This is a genomic window from Actinophytocola gossypii (assembly GCF_025165815.1).
GTDB lineage: Bacteria > Actinomycetota > Actinomycetes > Mycobacteriales > Pseudonocardiaceae > Actinophytocola > Actinophytocola gossypii.
Window position 1 is genome coordinate 310,466 of record NZ_JAFFZE010000010.1, and the last position, 16,206, is coordinate 326,671.

General features: G+C 72.8%; 14 protein-coding genes. 8 read left to right on the forward strand and 6 right to left on the reverse strand.

Features of this window, described 5'->3' with window-relative positions; translation table 11 throughout:
• Positions 1 to 113 precede the first annotated feature (113 nt).
• Positions 114 to 3,347: a S8 family serine peptidase gene (locus JT362_RS12650; protein WP_260191325.1), complete on the forward strand. Its 3,234-nt coding sequence runs from the start codon at positions 114 to 116 to the stop codon at positions 3,345 to 3,347.
• Positions 3,348 to 3,385: 38 nt separating this feature from the next.
• Here JT362_RS12650 and JT362_RS12655 read toward each other — a convergent pair whose 3' ends face one another.
• Positions 3,386 to 4,117, reverse strand: a complete 732-nt coding sequence (locus JT362_RS12655) for a DUF8817 family protein (protein WP_260191326.1) — start codon at positions 4,115 to 4,117, stop codon at positions 3,386 to 3,388.
• Positions 4,118 to 4,154: 37 nt separating this feature from the next.
• Between JT362_RS12655 and JT362_RS12660 the strand changes: the two genes are divergently transcribed.
• Positions 4,155 to 4,985 carry a TetR/AcrR family transcriptional regulator gene (locus JT362_RS12660; protein WP_260191327.1) on the forward strand — a complete coding sequence of 277 codons (831 nt, stop codon included), beginning with the start codon at positions 4,155 to 4,157 and terminating at the stop codon, positions 4,983 to 4,985.
• On the opposite strand, the gene JT362_RS12665 is transcribed toward JT362_RS12660, so the two are convergent.
• Genes JT362_RS12665 through hemE form a run of 4 tightly spaced genes read right to left on the reverse strand, consistent with a single transcriptional unit; the run spans position 4,903 to position 9,454 of the window.
• On the reverse strand, positions 4,903 to 6,195 hold the full coding sequence (locus tag JT362_RS12665) for a CoA transferase (protein WP_260191328.1): 1,293 nt from the start codon (positions 6,193 to 6,195) through the stop codon (positions 4,903 to 4,905). The two genes, JT362_RS12660 and JT362_RS12665, sit on opposite strands and share 83 nt — an antisense overlap.
• 2 nt (positions 6,196 to 6,197) lie before the next feature.
• Entirely contained in the window at positions 6,198 to 6,887 is a 690-nt protein-coding gene (gene hemQ, locus JT362_RS12670) for a hydrogen peroxide-dependent heme synthase (protein ID WP_260191329.1), read from the reverse strand.
• A 15-nt stretch (positions 6,888 to 6,902) separates the two neighbouring features.
• Positions 6,903 to 8,399, reverse strand: a complete 1,497-nt coding sequence (hemG, locus tag JT362_RS12675) for a protoporphyrinogen oxidase (RefSeq protein WP_260191330.1) — start codon at positions 8,397 to 8,399, stop codon at positions 6,903 to 6,905.
• On the reverse strand, positions 8,396 to 9,454 hold the full coding sequence (gene hemE, locus JT362_RS12680; RefSeq protein ID WP_260191331.1) for a uroporphyrinogen decarboxylase: 1,059 nt from the start codon (positions 9,452 to 9,454) through the stop codon (positions 8,396 to 8,398). The genes hemG and hemE overlap by 4 nt, the downstream gene beginning before the upstream one ends.
• A 136-nt stretch (positions 9,455 to 9,590) precedes the next feature.
• On the opposite strand from hemE, the gene JT362_RS12685 reads away from it, so the two are divergent.
• Positions 9,591 to 10,157, forward strand: coding sequence for a DUF3000 domain-containing protein (locus tag JT362_RS12685; protein ID WP_260191333.1), 567 nt, complete (start codon positions 9,591 to 9,593; stop codon positions 10,155 to 10,157).
• Positions 10,158 to 10,206: 49 nt separating this feature from the next.
• Here JT362_RS12685 and JT362_RS12690 read toward each other — a convergent pair whose 3' ends face one another.
• Positions 10,207 to 11,349, reverse strand: coding sequence for a dipeptidase (locus tag JT362_RS12690; RefSeq protein WP_260191419.1), 1,143 nt, complete (start codon positions 11,347 to 11,349; stop codon positions 10,207 to 10,209).
• Positions 11,350 to 11,603: 254 nt separating this feature from the next.
• On the opposite strand from JT362_RS12690, the gene JT362_RS12695 reads away from it, so the two are divergent.
• The 5 genes from JT362_RS12695 (at position 11,604) to JT362_RS12715 (ending at position 16,206) form a co-directional block, all read left to right on the forward strand.
• Complete coding sequence (locus JT362_RS12695; RefSeq protein ID WP_260191334.1) at positions 11,604 to 12,320, forward strand: response regulator; 717 nt, start codon at positions 11,604 to 11,606, stop codon at positions 12,318 to 12,320.
• A 152-nt stretch (positions 12,321 to 12,472) separates the two neighbouring features.
• Positions 12,473 to 13,714: an HRDC domain-containing protein gene (locus JT362_RS12700; protein ID WP_260191335.1), complete on the forward strand. Its 1,242-nt coding sequence runs from the start codon at positions 12,473 to 12,475 to the stop codon at positions 13,712 to 13,714.
• Between the two features lie 4 nt (positions 13,715 to 13,718).
• Complete coding sequence (locus JT362_RS12705) at positions 13,719 to 14,552, forward strand: DUF72 domain-containing protein (RefSeq protein ID WP_260191336.1); 834 nt, start codon at positions 13,719 to 13,721, stop codon at positions 14,550 to 14,552.
• Between the two features lie 161 nt (positions 14,553 to 14,713).
• Positions 14,714 to 14,878: a hypothetical protein gene (locus tag JT362_RS12710; protein ID WP_260191337.1), complete on the forward strand. Its 165-nt coding sequence runs from the start codon at positions 14,714 to 14,716 to the stop codon at positions 14,876 to 14,878.
• A 128-nt stretch (positions 14,879 to 15,006) separates the two neighbouring features.
• Entirely contained in the window at positions 15,007 to 16,206 is a 1,200-nt protein-coding gene (locus tag JT362_RS12715) for an MFS transporter (RefSeq protein ID WP_260191338.1), read from the forward strand.

The window sequence follows — 16,206 nt, forward strand, 5'->3', positions numbered from 1 at the left end:
CTTGCTCACCCGAGACGCAATCAGCTATACGCCCTGTGTATAGCTGATCCGCGCCGCCAGTCCCGACCGGAAGGTGTCAGGTGCGAATCGGCGGAAAAGCAGGGATCTGCGGCGTGGTCCTGGGGACGGTGCTCGCCACCGCCCCCGCGGCCGCGGCGGCCCCGTCAACGGCCGCGAGTCCGGAGACAACAGCCAACACCACAGCCAACTCGACAGTGCAGACGGTCACCCTGATCACCGGTGACCAGGTCGTCATGCACGACGGCCAGGCGAGATCCGTGCGGCCGGGCCCGGGCCGCGACGGAATGTCGTTCTCCGCGTTCACCCACGACGACCACACCTACGTCATCCCGGCCGACGCTCGGCGGCTCGTCGCGACCGGGCGCGTGGACCGTCGGCTGTTCGACGTCACCACGCTGATCGAGTTCGGCTACGACGACGCGCACCGCGACAGCGTGCCGCTGATCGTCACCCATCCGGAGGATCGGGCCGCGCCGCGGGTCGCCGGCGCCACCGACACCCGGGCGCTGGACAGCATCGACGCCGTCGCGATGACGGCGGAGAAGGGCGGCACCACCTGGGAGGCGCTGACCGACGGCACCGCGACCAGGCGCACCGCCGGCGGCGTGTCGAAGGTCTGGCTGGACGGCAAGCGAACGTCCACACTGGACCACAGCGTGCCGCAGATCGGCGCTCCGACCGCCTGGGAGGCCGGCTACACCGGTGAGGGCATCACGGTCGCGGTGCTCGACACCGGCGTCGACCAGACCCACCCCGACCTCGCCGACCGGGAGATCGCCGAGCAGAACTTCACCGAGGCGCCGGACAACGTGGACAACTTCGGCCACGGCACCCACGTCGCCTCGATCGTCGCCGGCACCGGCGCGAAGTCCGAGGGCAAGTACCGCGGCGTGGCGTGGGGCGCGTCGATCCTGGACGGCAAGGTGCTCGACGACTTCGGCGGCGGCCTCGAGTCGTGGATCATCGCCGGCATGGAGTGGGCGGCCGAGCAGGGTGCCGACGTCGCGAACCTGAGCCTCGGCGGCGGCGACACCGCGGACATCGACCCGCTGGAGGAGGCCGTCAACCGCCTGTCGGCCGAGACCGACACGCTGTTCGTGATCGCCGCGGGCAACTCCGGCCCGGGTGCGGGCACGGTCGGCTCGCCGGGCAGCGCGGAGGCCGCGCTGACCGTCGGCGCCGTGGACCGCGACGACGAGCTGGCCGACTTCTCCAGCCGCGGCCCCCGGATCGGTGACGGCGGCATCAAGCCGGACGTCACCGCGCCGGGCGTGGACATCGTGGCCGCGTTGCACGCCGCCGGCACCATCGGCCCGCCGGTGGTCGACGGGTACACCGCGCTGTCCGGCACGTCGATGGCCGCCCCGCACGTCGCGGGCGCGGCGGCGTTGCTCGCCCAGCAGCACCCGGACTGGACCGGCGAGCAGCTCAAGGCCGTGCTCACCGGCTCGGCGACCCCGCACGAGTCGCTGACCGCGTTCGAGCAGGGCTCCGGCCGCGTCGACGTCGCGGCGGCGATGACCCAGACCCTGGTGACCGAGCCGACGAACGTCAGCCTGGGCACCGTCGCCTGGCCGCACGACGACGACGAGCCGGTGACCAAGGAGCTCACCTACCGCAACCTCGGCGACACCGACGTCACGCTGGCGCTGTCGGTCGAGGCGACCGGCCCGGACGGCGCGCCGGCGGATCTGTTCTCGCTGAGCGACGACGAGGTCACCGTGCCCGCGGGCGGCGAGGCGAGCGTGTCGGTCACCGGCGACACCACGCTCGGCAGTGTCGACGGCGCGTACTCGGGCGCCGTGCTCGCCACCTCGGGCGAGTCGGTGACCAGGACGCCGGTGGCGATCACCCGTGAGGTGGAGAGCTACGACGTCACGCTGAACTTCCTCGACGACAACGGGCAGCCGACCGGGGAGTACTCCACGCTGCTGATCGGCCTGGACAACGACACGTTCGCCTTCCCGTACGACGAGGACGGTTCGGTCGAGGTGCGGCTGCCGAAGGGCCGGTACGTCGCCGACCACATGGTGTTCACCGCCGGCGGCGACCACTACAACCTGCTCCCGCAGCCGGGGCTGGTGGTGGACCAGGAGCGCACGGTGACCGTCGACGCGCGGGAGGCCGGACCGGTGGAGGTCACCCCGCCGGGCGACGTGACCCTCGGCCTCGGTGACCTCGGGTACGAGGCGGCGACCGACACCAGCTCGTTCGGCAGCGCCTTCCTCACCAACGACCTGAGCACGCTGTCGATCGGGCAGATCGGTTCGGCGTCGCCCGACGTCCGGTTCACCGCGAAGATCAACACCCAGTGGCTCGGCGCGAACGGCGACTTCTACGGGCTGTCGTGGTTCCCCGAGGGCGGGATGCCGACCGGGTTCACCCGGCACGTCGAGCAGGGCGACCTGGCCACCGTGCGCGCCGAGTTCGCGCAGGCGGTCGAGGGGACGACGGCGTCACGGCCGATGTTCCCGCAACCGCCGTCCGGCGCCGGGTTCGTGTTCGGTCTCGGCAGCGAGCTGGCACTGCCCGGCTCGCGCACCGAGTACCTCAGCACCGAGGGCGGCGTGCGCTGGGCGAGCACCATGTGGATCTCCGACGCCGAGGGGGACAGCATCTCGTCCCTCGACTCGCCGCCGACGGCGTACCGGGCGGGCCGGACGTACCAGGATCGGTTCAACCACGCGGTGTTCGGGCCCGCGCTGCCGGAGACCGAGTACCCGTGGGTGTACCGGGTCGGTGACGACCTGGCCGTGTCGGTGCCGCTGTTCAGCGACGGTGCCGGGCACGCCGGCTTCTCGGTGGTGGAGTCCGGGTCGACGAAGCTGTACCGGGGCGACGAGCTGATCGGCGAGCTTCCGGCCGGCGGCGGCTACCTGACCGGTCTGCCGCCGGAGCCGGGCGAGTACCGCCTGGTCAGCACGGCCCACCGGCCGGCGATCTTCGACCTGACCACGGCGGTCACGGCGGAGTGGACGTTCACCTCTGAGCACGCCGAGGGCAGCGAGCCCACCGCGGTCGACCTGAACACCGTCCGGTTCACCCCGAGGCTCGACGAGAACAACGCGGCCCCGGCCGGCCGGTCCTACCTGGTGCCGCTGACGGTGCAGGACGAGTCGGGCGAGCGGGCGCGGCCCCGGTCGCTGCGCGTCGACGTGTCCTATGACGGCGGGGCGTCGTGGCAGCGGGTGCCGGTGCTGCTGAAGCTGGTGGCGGTACTGCACCACCCGGCCGACGCGGAGACGGTGTCCCTGCGCGCGACCGCGACCGACCGCGAGGGCAACACGCTGAAGCAGACGATCGTGGACGCGTACGACCTCAGGTGAGTTTCCGGGCCCGCGGTCGCGTGTGCGGCCGCGGGCCCTCACTCCGCGAGGGTGGCCGCGAGGTCGTCGAGGCTGGTGAGCGTCTCGGCGTACGCGGCTCGTTCGGCATCGGTGAGGGGGACCTCGCCTGCTTGGGCCAGGAAGGCGCGGACGCCTGCCTGGTCGTCGGTCCTCGCCGCGAGTTCGGCGCGGTAGGCGAGGGCTTCCAGCAGTTCCCCGGGCGCCGCGGTGTGCCGGTCGCGGCGAAGGGCGGTGTCCAGGATCCGGACGGCCTGGCCGTCGTCGCCGCGGGAGTCGCCCATGACCACGGCGTTCCGCAGGGACGAGGTGAGCTTGCCCCCGGCCGGTTCCTCGGCCGGTTCCTCAGCCGAGGGCTCGGCCTTGTCGGCCATGAACCTGATCCAGTTCCCGCCGGGGTCGATGACGGTGAACCCGGACAGGTCGTCCGCGTTCTTGCGTTTGCGTGGCCGGGTCATCCGGGGGATCCCGGAGACCAGGAGCTTGCCGTGGGCCGCGCGCATCCCGTCGGCGAACGCCCGGAACAGCGCTCCGGTGTCGGGGACGAGCACCACGCAGGTCCCGTACGAGTCCGCCGGAACGAACTCCGGCATGCCGAAGAAGTGCAGGTTGACGTCCTCGCGCCGCACGCACACGTAGGGGTTGGGACGGATCTGACGGTAGGTCTGCGTGAATCCCAGCATCTCGTAGAACTCGGCCATGTCGTCGATCGACCGGCAGGGCAGCAGCGGTATGGTCGTCTCGTTCGCCATACGCTGTACCGTACACCGTACCGTTGGAGGTTCACCAGTGCCTCGAGGCGCCCCGGACCTGGCCCGCACCATCTACCTGCTGTGGGGTCACCACCCCAGCCCGGGGCGCTCCGGGCTCACCGTGTCCGCGATCGTCCGTGCCGGCATCGAACTCGCGGACGCCGAGGGGCTCGACGCCGTCTCGATGCGCAAGGTGGCGGACCGGCTGGGTGTCGGCGCGATGTCCCTGTACGGGCACGTGCCGGGCAAGGACGACCTCACCGCGCTCATGGTCGACTCGGTCTACGGCGAGCTCTACGACAACGACGTCGAGGCGGCGACCCGCGTCGGTGACTGGCGCGCGGCGATGAGGTTCGTCGCCGCGCGGAACTGGGCCCTGTACGAACGACACCCGTGGCTGTTCGACATCCGCTCCGCCCGGCCGTCCCTCGGGCCGAACCTCAGCCGGAAGTACGAGACGGAGCTGCGGCCGCTGGACGGGATCGGCCTGCCCGACGTCGAGATGGACGCCGCGTTGACCCTGGTGCTCAGCCACGTCGACAGCACCGCCCGCGCGCACCGGAACGTCTCCAGGACCAGGGCCGAGTCCGGGATGTCGGACGCCGAGTGGTGGGCGGCCGTCGCCCCGGTCCTCGAACAGGTCATGGTCGACGACGAGCTCGTGCTGTCCGCGCGGGTCGGCGGCGCGGTCGGCGCGCGGTTCGACGCGGCGCAGAGCCCCGAGCACGCGCTCGCGTTCGGTCTGGACACCATCCTCGACGGCATCGAGGCCCGCATCGCGGAGTTCACCACCACTCGGCCGGATCCCGGCCCGGCCGGCGAGGCCCCGCCGGCCGGATCCGCGCCCCCGGCACCCGGAGATGGGTGAGCCGGCCGAAGTCGCTGTCGGTCTCGTCGAGGAACGGCCGAACGTCGACCTCGCGAACCGGGACGTCGTCCCGCCGTCCCAGGTCGTGCAACCACTCCGCGGTCCTGGCGAGCGAGAGCCGCACGCGCCACGAGCCGCCCTCGGTGGCCCGCCGCCGCAACGCCGCGATCGTGCCGAACGCGGCGAGCCACCCGGTCGCGTGGTCGAGCGCCTGCACGGGCAGCGGCGCCGGCGGGTCGCCGGCCGCGATCCCGCAGGACATCTGGACGAGACTGTCGAACCCACGCCGATCCCGCCACGGCCCGGTGTGCCCGTACGCGGCCAACTCGACGACGACGATGCCCGGCCGCATGGCGGCGAGGTCCCGCGCCCCGAACCCCTTGGCGGCCAGGGCACCGGGCCGGTAGGACTGTAGGAAGACGTCGGCACCGGAAACCAAGGCGCGCAACCGATCGGGCTCGGCACGCAGGTCGAGATGACACGAGCGCTTGCCGAACCCGGTGTCCAGCACGAGCTGCTCCAGCACGGGCAGATGCGCCGCACCGACGTGCAGGACGTCGGCCCCGTGCGCGGCGAGCGCCCGTCCACCCACCGGCCCGGCGATGACGTGCGTGAGGTCGAGTACCCGCACCCCGGCCAACGCCGCCGGTCCCGGGCCGTTCGCCGGTCGCTGCGCGCCGACGACCGAGTCCCGTTGTCCCGTCTCGTCGATCCGCTCGATCGCCACCAGCGGTTCCGTGCGGATCGCGGCGCCCGGTCCGTCCGTCAGCCACTCCTCGCGGGTGCGCATCGCCGCCGCCGCGCCGCCTTCGGCCAGTACCGACTCCTCGACGTCGACCGCCCGCCTGCGGGCCGCCTCGGCGCGGACGCCGTCCTCTGGCACGCCCAACGCCCGGAGGATCGCCGCCGCGTGGTGCGGGTAGTTGGCGTGCAGGCGAACCCAGCCGTCGGCCGTGCGGTAGTCGCCGGACAGTGGTGTCCACAGGTCGGCCGGCGGGCGCAGGTGGCGCTCGCTGCGGAACGCCTCCGCCGCGTGTCCTATGTGGACCTTCGAGCCGGCGTCGGCCGCGAGGGTGGTGGCGGCGACGCAGACGGCGGCCGCGTGCGCCACCCGGTACCGGCCGGGGAGCACGTGCTCGTCGCCGGTGAAGGTGACCGGCGGCAACGGCTCACCGGTCACCTCCTGCCAGAGGGCGGCGAGCGCGTCCACGTTCAGGGCAGGTTCGCGACCAGTTCGGCCGGCGCGACCATCGGCCCGGTGTAGAACGGGATCTCCTCGCGCACGTGCCGGCGCGCGGTGCTGCCCCGCAGGTGCCGCATCAGGTCGACGATCCGGTCCAGCGCGTCCGCCTCGAACGCGAGGATCCACTCGTAGTCACCGAGCGCGAACGCCGGCACCGTGTTCGCCCGCACGTCCGGGTAGTCGCGCGCCATCAGCCCGTGCTCGGCGAGCATGCCGCGACGCTCGTCGTCGGGGAGCAGGTACCACTCGTACGAGCGCACGAACGGGTAGACGCACACGTACTTGCGCGCCGGCTCGCCGGCCACGAACGCGGGCAGGTGGCTCTTGTTGAACTCGGCCGGCCGGTGCAGCGCCGCCTGGCTCCACACCGGGGTCGACGCGCGGCCGAGCGCGGTGCGGCGGAACCCGCTGTACGCGGCCTGCAGCTGCTCGATCTCCTCGGCGTGCCACCACACGAGGTAGTCGGCGTCGGCGCGGAGGCCGGCGACGTCGTACACCCCGCGGACGGTGACCCCCTTGTCGCCGAGGGCGTCCAGGTACTGCTGCGCCTCGGTGGCGGCGGCGTCCCGGTCCTCCAGGCGGCCTGGTTCGGCGCGGAACACCGACCACATGGTGTAGACGATCTTGTCGTTGAGCTCGGCGTAGTTCAGGCGGGCCATGTGCCCATGTTTCCACTAGCGCGCGGCGGTGTGCTCCAGAAGGTGCGCGGCGACACGCTCGGCGGCGGCGGTGGCGGTCTCCACGCAGGCCGGGATGCCGACACCGCGGAACGACGCACCGGCGACCGCGAGCCCCGGCACCGCCGCGACGGCCCGTTCGATCGCCTCGACGGCGGCGACGTGCCCGACGCCGTACTGCGGCAGGCCCCCACCCCATCGGGTGATCACCCAGTCGAGCGGGCGGGCGTCGATCCCGGTCAACTCCCGGAGGTCGCCGAGTACCCCGGCGAGCAGTTCCTGGTCGTCCCGCCGAAGCAGCTCGGTCTCGCCGACCCGGCCGATCGAGGCCCGCAGCCGCACCGGCGCGGAGCCCCACTTGACGCTCGTGTGGGTGAACGCCTTGGCGGTGAACGGCGTCCCGTCCGAGTGCCGCTGCCCGACGGCGAGCAGCACGCCGCTGCTGTCGGGGAGGGTGACGGTGTCGGGCAGCACCATGCTCAGCACCGCCATGGAGCCGACCTCGATGCCCGCGAACCCCCTGGCCGCCTCGGGTGCGACCGGTTCGAGCAGCCGCCGGGCCGCTGGCGGCGGAACCGCGAGCACGACGGCGTCCGCGTGCAGGACCTCGGCCCGTCCGGGGCTGCCGATCTCGAGCCGCCACCCGTCAAGTTCCCGGGCCAGCTCCCGCACCGGGTACCCGAGCCGCACGTCGGCCCGCGCCGCCCTGGCGAGCGCGTCGACGAGCACGCCCATCCCACCCCGCAACGCGCCGAACACGGGAGGTCGAGTGCCCTGGAGGTGACCTTCAGGACGTTGGGCGTCTCGAAGGTCACCTTCAGGGCTTTTCGGTCGCCGCTCGCCGCCGGACCCGGCCCCGCCCCCAGGTCCGCTCGCCGTCCCGCCGACAATCCCGGCCGCCGCCCTCGTCAAGGAGCCACCGGCGGCCTGCAGCCGGGCCACCAGCGCGGGCATCGTCGCGCGCAGGCCCAGTTCGTCGGCGCGGCCCGCGTACACCCCGCCCAGCAGCGGCTCGACCAGCCGGTCCACCAGCTCGCGGCCGAAGCGCTCCGCCAGCACCTCACCCACCGCGCGATCCCCGTCCGCCGGCAGCTCGAGCGGCGGCAGGGACGCCTCCCCCGCCACCCGCGAGGCCCCGTCCGCCGACAGCACCCCGCGTACCTCGCCCGCGTCCGCCGGCACGCCCAGGAACGTCCGCCTCGGCAGCCGGACCGTCCGTCCACCGGCCCGCACCGTCGCCCCCGCCGGCCCCGGGTGGATCAGCTCCAGCCCCAGTTCCCCGGCCAACGCCGCCGCCGCCGGGTTGCGCAGGACGAACGCCTCCGCCCCGACATCGGTCGGCACCCCGCCGACCGGGACCGTCCGGAGCTTCCCGCCGAGCCGGTTCGCCTGCTCTACCAGCGTGATCCGCGCGTCCGGCCCGAGCAGCGCACGCAACCGGTACGCGGCCACCAGCCCGGACACGCCCCCACCCACGACAACGACATGCCTCACGGCTCCAGGCTATGCACCAGCTCCACGACCCTGGTCAGCACGGTCGGGTCGGTCTCCGGCAGCACCCCGTGGCCCAGGTTGAACACGTGCCCACCGGCCGCCCGGCCCTCCGCCACGATCCGCCGGACCTCGCGCTCCACGGCGTCGAAGTCGGCCAGCAGCACCGCCGGGTCGAGGTTGCCCTGCACCACCGGCGCCGGCCGGCCCGGCACGGTCAGCCGGCGCACCGCCTCGTCGAGCGGCACCCGCCAGTCGACGCCGACGACGTCCGCGCCGGCGTCGCGCATGGCCGGCAGCAGTTCGCCGGTGCCGACGCCGAAGTGGATCTTCGGTACCTCGCGGACCGTGTCCAGTACGCGGGTCGAGTGCGGCAGCACGAACTCGCGGTAGTCCCGCTCGGACAGCGCGCCGGCCCACGAGTCGAACAGCTGCACCGCCTGCACGCCGGCCGCGACCTGTTCCGCCAGGAACGTGCTGGTGATGCCGGCCAGCGCGCCGAGCAGCGCGTGCCAGGTCTCCGGCTCCGAGTGCATCAGCGCCTTGGTGCGCTCGTGGTGGCGGCTCGGACCGCCCTCGATCAGGTACGACGCCAGCGTGAACGGCGCGCCGGCGAACCCGATCAGCGGTGTCTCGCCCAGCTCGGCACGCAGCAGCCGGACGGCCTCGGCGACCGGCGCGACCTGCTCGGCGTGCAGCTCGGGCAGGGCGTCGACCGCCGCCCTGGTGCGCACCGGCTCGGCCACCACCGGGCCGGTGCCGGGCACGATGTCGACGTCGAGCCCGGCGGCCACCAGCGGCACGACGATGTCGCTGAACAGGATCGCCGCGTCCACGCCGTGCCGGCGGACCGGCTGCATGGTGATCTCGCGGACCAGGTCGGGGGTGAAGCACGCCCGCAGCATCGGGATGTCCTTGCGGACCTCGCGGTACTCGGGAAGGGACCGACCCGCCTGGCGCATGAACCAGACCGGGACGCGGGCGGGGGTACCACCCGCGGCGGCCACCAGCAGCGGCGCTGTGGTGGTGCGGGGGGCGGCATCGGGCACGGAAGTCATAACGACACGAATCGTGCCACGGGGCGCCGGCGGCCCTGGTTTGACCTCCCGCCACCCTGGGTACGTAGGAAGATCACGGTGACCTCCGGCGCGGCGTACACGCTCACTAGCTCGGGTGGTCTTACAGTTACGAGTCGTGACCAGAACGTCGGCACCGCCCGAACTGTTCACTCAGGCCGTCGCAGCCCTGAAGTCGCTGCGTCCGCGGCCGGAGTTGGAGCTCGGTGTGGTGCGCGCACCGCAACGCCTGGCACCGTGGGCCTACGCGATCACCGCCGAGGTCAACGGGCCGGCGGACGTGCTCGCCACCGGGCGGCTCGTCCTGCTGCACGACCCGGAGGGCCCGGAGTCCTGGGACGGCGTGCTGCGCCTGGTCGCCTACGTCCGGGCCGAGCTCGACGCCGAGCTGGCCGACGACCCGCTGCTGCCGACGGTCGGCTGGTCCTGGCTGACCGACGCGCTGGCCGCCACCGGCGCGGAGTACACGGCGCTGGGCGGAACCGTCACCGACACCTCCTCGGCCCGGTTCGGCGACATCTCCGGCCCGGCCCGCACCGACGACCTCGAGCTCCGCGCGTCCTGGACCCCGGTGGACGCGAACCTCGTCCCGCACGGCGAGGCGTTCTGCGACCTGATGGCGAGCGTGGTGGGCCTGCCCCCGGTCGGCGTCACCGTCTTCTCCCAGCGGCAGGGCACGCCCTGAAGGTGACCTCGAGGACGCCGGGCGTCTCGAAGGTCACCTTCGGGGCTCCTCAGCGGGCGACGTCCTCGGCGGCGGCCAGGGCGCGGAGGACGTTCTCGCCGGCGAGCTTGGCGCAGTCCCGCTCGCTCCAGCCCCGCTCCAGCAGGGCCGCGAACAGCGCGGGGTAGCGGCTCACGTCCTCCAGGCCGACCGGGAGCGCGCTGACGCCGTCGTAGTCACCGCCCAGGCCGATGTGGTCGATGCCGGCGACCTCGCGGGCGTGCTCCACGTGCTTGACCACCTCGTCGATGCCCACGTGCGGCATGGGCGGGCCGGACCACGTCTTGGCGAAGCGGTTCCGCTCGTCGACGTCGTTGTGGTCCAGGCCGGCCTCGGTCATCGCCTCGTGCACCCGCTTGTCCCACTCCACCAGGGCGTCCGACACGAAGTAGGGCACGAACGTCACCATGCACACCCCGCCGTTCCCGGCCAGACGTTCCAGCACGTCGTCCGGCACGTTGCGCGGGTGGTCGGTGACCGCCCGGCACGAGGAGTGGCTGAAGATCACCGGAGCCGTGCTCACGTCCAGCGCGTCCCGCATCGTCGTGGCCGCGACGTGCGAGAGGTCCACCAGCATGCCGATCCGGTTCATCTCGGCCACCACCTCGCGGCCGAAGTCGGTCAGGCCGCCCACCGCTGGCTCGTCGGTCGCCGAGTCGGCCCACGGCACGTTCTCGTTGTGCGTGAGCGTCATGTACCGCACGCCGAGCCGGTACAGCGCGCGCAGCACGCCGAGCGACGAGTCGATGCAGTGGCCGCCCTCGGCGCCGAGCATCGACGCGACCCGGCCGTCGGCGAACGCGGCCCTGGCCTCGGCGGCGGTGGACACCACCCGCAGGTGCTCGGGGTACCGTTCGGCGAGGGTGTGCACCAGCTCCGCCTGCTGCACGACGGCGGTGACCGCGGCGTCGCCGGTGAACCGGCACGGCACGTACACCGACCAGAACTGCAGCCCGACCCCGCCGGCGCGCAGCCGGGCGAGGTCGGTGTGCAGCCCGGGCTGGTGCTCGGTCAGGTCGACGCCGAAGCCGTCCGCGCGGGTTGTGTCGACACCCGGCAGGGACCGCAGCGCCCACGGCAGATCGTTGTGTCCATCGACCAGTGGAGTGGCGCCGAGCAACTGCCGCGCCCGCTCGAAGTAACCGTTCTGCACAACCACGACCCCGTTTCATCGTGTACCGACTCTTATTCGTTACGTCACCAACAAGATGTCACCCGATCGTGTGACGTCTGCACGCCAGAGTGATGTCTCGATTGGATAGATAACGAATTGATCATCCCGCTAACCCGCTTGGGGGGCTAGGCTGCCCTCGTCGACACCACTTTCGGTCCAATGGCGGCGCGGCTGTTTGGCCGAAGGTCCCGGTGTAGGTCGGGGGGCACGACCGACTCCAGGGAGGTAGTGACGTGGCTGCCGTCGGCTTAGGTCAGGCCGTTCGAACCACGCCAGCCGGCGTCTTGCCGGCGAACATGGTCCCGCACCCGCGGGAAGAGCTGTTCTCGGTGTTGGTGGTCGATGACCATCCGTTGTTGAGGGAGGCGATAGCTGCCCGGTTGACCCAGATGGGTGCGGGCACCGTTCACGAGGCCGCCACGGTGGCCGAAGCGAGGGCGCGAGCGCTGGCCACCGGGCCGTGCGACCTGGCGATCCTCGACCTCGGTCTGCCGGACGGCAGCGGTATCGAGCTGGTCACCGAGCTGCGCGGCCATGGTTGGCCGCGGATCGTGGTGCTGGCGTCATCGGACGACCCGTACGCCGTGCGTTCGGCCTTCCAGGCAGGGGCTCAGGCCTACCTGCTGAAGTCGGCCTCGCCGGTGGTGGTGACCGACGGGGTGCGGCGGGTGCTCGAGGGCGGCGTGTACGCCGACCCGAGTGTCGCGCCGATCCTCGCCACGGGCACCAGGGTCCCCGGCACCGACAACACCCCGCGCGAGCTGTCCGCGCGCGAGGTCGAGGTGCTCCAGCTCGTCGCGGACGGCCAGTCCAACAAGGAGATCGGCGAGGGGCTCAACCTGTCTGCACTGACGGTGAAGAGCCACCTCTCGCGGATCGGCCGCAAGTTGGGCACCGGTGACCGGGCGCAGATGGTCGCGTTGGCCATGCGCGCGGGCGTGATCCGCTGAGCGGAACATGATCGGAACGTCGGCGGATCGGGGCGCGGGGCACAGTGCGCTCCCCGGTCCGCCGGTGTTCGGTCCCGCCTTGATCACAGCTCGACCGCATAGCTCCAGGTTAGAGGGACACCCGCACCCTCGGTCCCGTATGGTCATCCGCCGTGGGCGAATCGGGGACCGAAACTGACGGGGAGGACCGACCGGAGCCGGTACTGCTGACCCAGCCTGTGGCCGGCACACCGGACGTGGTCGAGACGTCCGAGGCACTGCGCGCGGCAGCGGACGCGCTGGCCGCCGGGCGCGGACCGATCGCGGTGGACACGGAGAGAGCGTCCGGCTACCGCTACTCCCAGCGCGCCTACCTGGTGCAGGTGCGCCGCGAGGACGCGGGCACCGTCCTGGTCGACCCGGTCGCGCTGCACGACCGCATCGACCCCCTGATCGCGGCGCTCGCCGACACCGAGTGGGTGCTGCACGCCGCCTCCCAGGACCTGCCGTGCCTGGCCGAGCTGGGCCTGGCGCCCGCGCGTCTGTTCGACACCGAGCTGGCCGGCCGGCTCGCCGGGTTCGAGCGGGTCGCCCTCGGCACGCTGGTCGAGCTGCTGCTCGGCTACCACCTGGAGAAGGGTCACGGCGCCGCCGACTGGTCTCGCCGCCCGCTCCCCCAGGACTGGCTGGACTACGCCGCCCTCGACGTCGAGCTTCTCATCGAGTTGCGCGACGCGCTCGAGACCGAACTGGCCGACCAGGGCAAGCTGGCGTGGGCGCTGGAGGAGTTCGAGGCACTGCGCGTCGCACCGCCCCCGCCGCCGAGGGCAGAGCCGTGGCGCCGCACGTCCGGGATCCACCGGGTGCGCTCCCCGCGCGGGCTGGCCGCGGTCCGGGCGCTGTGGGAGGCCAGGGACGCGCTGGCCAGGCAGCGGGACATCGCACCCGGCCGGGTGCTGCCGGACAGCTCGATCGTGCAGGCCGCGATCGCGGCGCCGACCAGCGAGGCCGACCTGCTCCAGCTGCCGGTGTTCAAGGGCCGCGCCCAGCGCCGGATCGCCGACCTGTGGGTACGTGCCCTGCGCACCGCGGCCGGTCTGTCCCGCTCCGAGCTGCCCGACCCGTCACCGCCGCACGACGGCCCGCCCCCGCCGAACCGCTGGGCGGACCGGGACCCGGCCGCCGCCGCCCGCCTCGCCGCGGCCCGCGGCGCGCTGACCACGATCGCCCAGGACAACCGGCTCCCGATCGAGAACCTGCTCCAGCCGGACCTGGTGCGGCGCACCTGCTGGCGGCCGCCGGACCCGCTCGGCACCGACACGGTCGCCGACGCGCTGCGGACCGGTGGGGCACGGGAGTGGCAGATCAACCTGACCGTCGACGCGCTGGCCACCGCGCTCAACGGCACCGGCTGAGCGCATGGCCGGGCGGGTCCGGATCGGCACCTCGGGGTGGGTGTACCCGCCGTGGCGCGGGGTGTTCTATCCGGAGAAGCTGGCGCACCGCCGGGAGTTGGAGCACCTGTCCGGCCGGCTCAACTCGGTGGAGATCAACGGCAGCTTCTACTCGCTGCAACGGCCGTCGAGCTACCTGTCCTGGCGCGGGCAGACCCCGGACGGGTTCGAGTTCGCGGTCAAGGGCGGGCGTTTCATCACCCATATGAAGCGGTTGAGCGACGTCGAGACGCCGCTGGCGAACTTCTTCGCCTCCGGAGTCCTGGCGCTCGGCGACAAGCTCGGTCCGTTCCTGTGGCAGCTCCCGCCGAACCTCCCGTACGACCGGGAGCAGCTGACCAGGTTCTTCGCGATGCTGCCGCGCAGCACGGTCGAGGCCGCCGAGCTGGCCGCCCGGCACGACGAGCGCCTGGACGGCCGGGCGCTGACCGTCGCGGAGTTCCGGGCGCCGCTGCGGCACGCGCTGGAGGTCCGGCACCCGAGCTTCACCGATCCGGGGTTCCCGGACGTCCTCCGCGCGCACGACGTCGGCCTGGTGATCGCCGACGCGGCCGCCGACTGGCCGTACCTGGAGCAGGTGACCACGGACTTCGCCTACGTGCGCCTGCACGGCAGCACAGAGCTGTACACCAGCGGGTACACGCCCGAGTCACTCGACGAGTGGGCCGAGCGGATCCGCGGCTGGACCGCCGCGGGCGTCGACACCTACGCCTACTTCGACAACGACGCCAAGGTCCGCGCGCCGTTCGACGCCCTGGCGCTCAGCGAACGCCTGGACGTGCGATGGCCCGGAGCGTGAGTTCCACCAGGTGCTCGATCGCGCCCGGCGCCGGGTCGGGCATCAGTTGGGCGATGTCGTTCGCGGTCACGCCGGGAGCGATGGATCGGTCGCAGCGGTCGACGGCTTGCTGACCGATCTGCGTGAGGTGGGCGAGGCATCCTCGAGATCCACGTGGACTGGTGGGCCAACGCCCGGAGGCCGCGGTGCGCCCGATCGTCGGCATCATCGACGACCCGAGGCCGGGGTGGGCCGTGTACCGGGGTGCCGGCGAGCTGGCCATCGACGTCGGCGACCGGGCCGCGCAGGACGCCGCACGCCTGGCCGCGGCGGTCGAACCCGATTAGCGGGTGCGACGGCCGAAGATCGCCGCGCGCCCGGCACGCCGTTCCGCGGACGCTCGCGTTGCTCGGGTGTTGCTCGCACCGTCAGCGGACGCGAACACACTCGCCCCAACCTGACCGGGAGGACGCACATGCCGTTACGCCACGGCTCGCCGGCGCTGGTGGTCGCGCTCGGGTTCGCCGCCATCGTGTTCGACGGGTACGACCTCATCGTCTTCGGGTCGGTCGTGCCGGCGTTGCTGGAGCATCCGGGATGGGACCTGACCGCCGCCCAGGTCGGGGCGATCGGCAGTTACGCGCTCATCGGGATGCTCGTGGGGGCGATCAGCTCGGGGTGGCTCACCGACCTGTTCGGGCGGCGACGGCTGTTCGTCGGGTGCCTGGCGTGGTTCTCGGTGATGATGATCGGGGTGGCGTTGGCGCCGAACCCGGAACTGCTCGGGGTGTTCCGCTTCCTGGCGGGGCTGGGGTTCGGGGGGATCGCGCCGACGGCGATCGCGCTCGTGGTGGAGTCCGTTCCCGCGTCGCGGAAGAACCTGTGGAACGCGGTCATGCTCGCCGGGTTCCCGGTCGGCGGGGTGCTCGCGGCCGTGCTGGCGGTCGCCATGCTCGAACCGTACGGCTTCCGGGTGTTGTTCCTGATCGGCGCGCTGCCGCTGGTCACGCTCGTGCCGCTGGCGCTGTGGCTGCTGCCGGAGTCGCCGCAGTTCCGGCGCGCTCGGTCGAGCCTGCGCGGGATTCCGCTCGGGCCGCTGACCTACTTCGCCGTCGCCAACTTCGCCGGGTTCCTGCTCGTGTTCGGGCTCAACACCTGGCTGCCGCAGCTGATGCGGCTCGCCGGGTACGACCTCGGGTCGGCGCTCGGCTTCCTGCTCGTGCTGAACCTCGGTGCCGTCGCCGGGGGGCTGGCGGGATCGGCACTGGCGGACCGGTGGGGCGGGCGCTGGGTCGCGACCGGGCTGTTCGTCGTAGCGGCGGTGTCGCTCGCGTTGGTGGCGCTGCCGATGCCGGTCGTGCTCGTGTACCTGGTCGTCGCGGTCGCGGGGGCGGCGACGATCGGGAACCAGATCGTCGTCTACGGGTACGTCGCGACCCACTTCCCGGCCGAACACCGGGCCACCGCGCTCGGGGTCACCTCGGGCATCGGCCGGCTCGGGGCGGCGATCGGGCCGGTGCTCGGCGGGCTGCTGGTCGGCGCCGGGCTGACGGTGAACGTCGGGGTGTTCGCGGCGGTCGCGCTGCTCGGGGCGCTCGCGTCCGCGCTCGCGGTGCGGCGCGAGCCGGCGGAGGTGACGCGGTTCCCCGCCGGCTCGCTGTCCAGGGCCGCCTGA